General features: G+C 72.6%; 3 protein-coding genes. All 3 read right to left on the bottom strand.

Going from position 1 to position 4491, the window contains the following annotated elements:
- Positions 1-276: 276 nt before the first annotated feature.
- Positions 277-999 (bottom strand): SDR family NAD(P)-dependent oxidoreductase, encoded by a 723-nt coding sequence (locus ACFV4G_RS42125; protein WP_380448696.1) that lies wholly within the window; start codon positions 997-999, stop codon positions 277-279.
- 119 nt (positions 1000-1118) lie between these two features.
- Positions 1119-2102 (bottom strand): 3-oxoacyl-ACP synthase III family protein, encoded by a 984-nt coding sequence (locus tag ACFV4G_RS42120; RefSeq protein WP_380448694.1) that lies wholly within the window; start codon positions 2100-2102, stop codon positions 1119-1121.
- A gap of 35 nt (positions 2103-2137) precedes the next feature.
- A complete protein-coding gene (locus ACFV4G_RS42115; RefSeq protein ID WP_380448692.1) occupies positions 2138-2404 on the bottom strand; it encodes a hypothetical protein in 267 nt (88 codons plus the stop codon).
- Positions 2405-4491 lie beyond the last annotated feature (2087 nt).

Raw genomic sequence — 4491 nt, 5'->3', positions numbered from 1 at the left:
AAAAAATACTCGTCCCGCTCCAACTTTTTATAAACCCCCCCGCGCGCGCCCCCCGGGGGGCGGGGGCGGGGCCCCCCCCGCCACCGGCCACAAGGCAGCAGGCCCGGGACGGGGCCGGGGACGGTCCCGTGGCGCCGCGGAGACCAGGCCCCCGGCGGGCCGACCCCGGGGGACGGGACCCGTCCGCGCAGGGCCGCCCCGCAGGGGGTGTCCAGGGGCCCTCCCCCGCAGCGCCGGGCAGGCGGCCTGCCCGGGGCCGGCCGGGGTTGCGGGGGGTCAGGTGATCGAGGCGCCCGAGTCGATGCTGATGACCTGACCGGTCATGCAGTCCTGGTCCAGGAACAGGTGGATCGCCCGCGCGACCTCCTGCGGGGTCACGAACCGCGGGATCGGCGCCTTGTCCCGCATCGCCTCGATCACCTTCTGCGGCAGCGTGTCCGTCATCCCCGTGATCATGAACCCGGGCGACAGCGCGTTGACCGTCACCCCCCGCCGCCCGCACTCCGCAGCCAGCGTCCGCGTCATCCCGACCAGCCCCGCCTTCGACGCCGAATACGCCGTCTGCCCCGCGGTCGCGATCAGCGCCGACGGCGACACGATGTTCACCACCCGCCCCCACCGCGCCCGCAGCATCCCCGGCACACACACCCGCGCCGTGTGGAACGAACCGACCAGATTCGTGTCGACCACCCGCCGCCAGTCCGCCGGCGACTGCATCGCCATCAGCGCGTCCCTGCGGATCCCGCCGTTGTTGACCAGCACGTCCACCGGACCCAGCACCGCCTCGATCTCCGCGGCCATCGCCAGCACCGCGCCGTGATCGGCCACGTCCCCGCCCACCACCACATGGTCGTTCACCAGCTTGCCCGCCACCTCCTCGGCCGCCTGGCGCGAGGAGTTGAAATGCACCGCGACCCGGCACCCCGCCGCATCCAGCTCCAGCGCCAGCTCCCGCCCCAGCCCGCCCGAGGCACCCGTCACCAGCGCCACCGGCGACACCGGCCGCCGGCCCGGACCACCCCGGCCACCCGCATCCCGGCCCGCCGCATCCCGGGCACTCACGTCCCGGGCGCCCGTGTCCCGGGCACTCACGTCCCGGCCGCCCGTGTCCTGGCCGCTCACGCCGCACCTCCCCAGGTCAGCAGCATCGAACCCCACGTCATCCCCGCACCGAACCCGGCCAGCAACACCGTGTCACCATCCTTGATCCGCCCCGCGTCCAGCGCCTCCGCCAGCGCGATCGGCACCGAACCCGACGCCGTGTTGCCATACCGGTCCAGATTCGCCACCAGCCGGTCCGCGGGAATCCCCGTGTGATTCAGCACCGAATTGATGATCCGGATGTTCGCCTGATGCGGCACCACATGATCCACATCCAGCGCACTCACCTTCGCCTGCTCCAGCGTCTCGCGGATCGTACGCACCGTGTACCGCACCGCGTTCAGATAGATCTCGTTACCGTTGATCTGCGCATAATGCAGACCGGCACGCACCGTCTCCTCACTGACCGGCATCCGCGAACCACCCGCCAGGACCTTCAACGAGTCCTTGCACGAGCCGTCCGCACCCAGATTCCACGCCCGCACCCGGTCCACCGGCCCCGGCACCAGCACCACCGCCCCCGCACCATCCCCCACCAGGATCGACAGATCCCGGTCCGCGGGATTGGCCGTCAGCGTGTGCGTGTCCGAACCCACCACCAGCACCGGCCGCGGATCCATCCGCATCAGACCCGCCGCCGTCACCAGCGCATACACGAACCCCGCACACTCCGCGTTCACGTCATGCGCACTGCCCGCGATCCCCAGCGCCTCGTGCACGAACGCCGACGTCGCCGGCGACGGCTGCTCCGGCGTCGCCGTCGCCACGATCAGATGCGCCACATCCGACCCCGACAACCCCGCCCGCTCCAGCGCCCGCCGGCCCGCCTCCACCGCCATCGACGCCGTCGTCTCACCCGCCGACACCGCCCGCCGCTCACGGATCCCGCACCTGGAGACGATCCAGTGCTCATCCACACCGAACCGCTCCGCCAGCTGCGCACTGGTCACCACCCGGCCGGGAACCCACATCCCCCACCCGGCGACATCGAAACCGCTCACCACCCGCCCCCTCTCCCCTGTCTCCCCGCCCCCCTTCAGGAACCCGAACCCGCGCCGCCGGCCAGCGCCACGATCCGCCCGTGCACCACCCGCAACGTCGTCGTGTCATCGATGTCCGCGAACAACGACTCGTCCGCCCCGATATGCGGATACGCGTTCTGGAACCCGTACAGCCACTCCATCAGATCCAGCGAATCCACATCCGCGATGTGCTGCAACGCCGCATCCGCATCGATCTCCCGCGCACCCGACACCGCCTGCAACTGCGCCGCCAGATCCTCAACCGAAGGAATCCCCGACATCACACAACCATCCCTTCCACACACACGCGCCCCCCGGCACACCACGCGCCGGAACAAAGGACGCCGAACCACAACCCCTGACAGGGCCGCCCACACACAACACAGGCCCGAACCCGGACCAGAGCAGCCCGAACACGGCCAGACCAGACCCGACCGGGCCGGGCCGGGCCGGGCCGGGCCAGACCAGACCAGGCCGGACCAGGCCCGACCAGACCGGGCCAGAGCAGACCGGGCCGGCCGCGCTGGAAACGCGGACCACCGGCCACACCCACCCCAACCTCCGGGAGAGCATCCCCCCGGGGAAGACGGAGCCGGGCACAACGGTCCCGGGCCACCGGACCGGCCAACCAGCCGGTCCCGCCAGGCCGTTCACACGAACACGACCCGGACCCGGCCGGCCGCCGCGCTGGAAACGCGGACCACCGGCCACACCCACCCCAACCAGCCCCCAGGAAAACCCCCCGGGACGACGGAACCGGGCAGACGCCGCAACCGTGTCGCTTTCGACAACCGCATGGAACCCGCCCCCACGCAAAAACCCCGCAACCACCCCCCACAACCACCCCTGTTGCGCACCACTTGCGAGGACCACGCTTACCTGACCCACGACCGCACCACCCAACACCCCGCCACCCCCGCACACCCACCCACCCGCCAACAAGCCGGCACCAAGCAGCGGGCACCGGGCACCGGGCACCGGGCACCGGGCACCGGGCACCGGGCACCGGGCACCGGGCACACCAGGAACAGCGCCACCCGCCCCCAGGCACCACAAGCACCACCGCCCGCCACCGCGCGGGCACCGCCCCACCGCCGACCCGCCGGCGCCAGGCCCTGAACAGCCAAGCGCCACAACGTCCGAAGCACCACCGGCGACCGGCCTCGCACCACCAGGCACCACCGCCCAACGCCCCAACGCCCCACCGGGCAACCGGGCAACCGGGCAACCGGGCAACCGGGCAACCGGGCAACCGGGCAACCGGGCAACCGGGCAACCGGGCAACCGGGCAACCGGGCAACAGCCAGAACACGCTGAACGGCCACCGCACCACCAGGCACCACCCCTCGACCGGCCACCAGCACCACACGGAACACCGCCACCGGCCGGCACCCCGCACCCACGCCTCACACCCGGAGCAAAACCGGGCAACCGGCAACCACCCTCAACAGCCGGACACCACCCGCCCCCAGGCCCCACCGCACCACCGGACGGGAACCGGCACCGGCCACCACCGGCACGCACCACCAGGCACCACAAGCACCACCGCCCCACAGGCAAAGGACGAACCCCTCACGCCCGGCACGTCAACCGGGCCACGGGACCACCACCGATGCCGAACCACCAGGCACCACAAGCACCACCGCCCGCCACCAGGCCGGCACCGCACCACCACCGAACAACGAACCCGCCCAACGCCCCACAGGCGACAGGCGACAGGCCTAACCTGCCGGACACCCACCGCACCAGGCACCAACGCCGGGCCACCGGGCCAGCAGCACCGCAGCGCCGGGCAGTACCCGCGCCAAGGAACCACCGGCCGGTCACCCGCACCACCGCACCACGACCAGCGCACCGCCGGACAACGGGCAACCCGCAACCGGCAACCGGCAACCGGCAACCGGCACTGAACGGCCAGGCGCCACCCGGCTCCAGGCCTCACCGCACCACCGGACGGGAACCGGCACCAGCCACCACCGGGCCCGACCCGGAGCCGGCCCGCCCGCCCGCCCGCCCGCACCAGGAACCGAACAACCCAGCGTCACACGTACCGAAGCACCACCGACCACCGGCGCCGCACCACCAGGCACCACCGCACCACCGGTCCACGCACCACCACGGCCACCGGCCCCCCACGGCCGCACACCGCACGCCCGCACAACACCCGGGCCACCGGCACCGGTCACGGACAGACCGTCACCGCACGCCGGCCCGGTCACCCGCACCACGACCAGCGCACCGCCGGACAACGGGCAACCGGCAACCGGCAACCGGCAACCGGCACTGAACGGCCAGGCGCCACCCGGCTCCAGGCCTCACCGCACCACCGGACGGGAACCGGCACCAGCCACCACCGGGCCCGACCCGG

Source organism: Kitasatospora sp. NPDC059747, assembly GCF_042732955.1.
GTDB lineage: Bacteria > Actinomycetota > Actinomycetes > Streptomycetales > Streptomycetaceae > Kitasatospora.
This window is presented reverse-complemented; position numbering and strand designations above follow the sequence as displayed.

What these genes read in the sequence shown, in the direction of transcription:
- ACFV4G_RS42115 (WP_380448692.1), bottom strand. Translation starts at nt 2,404, where the DNA reads ATGTCGGGGATTCCTTCGGTTGAGGATCTGGCGGCGCAGTTGCAGGCG.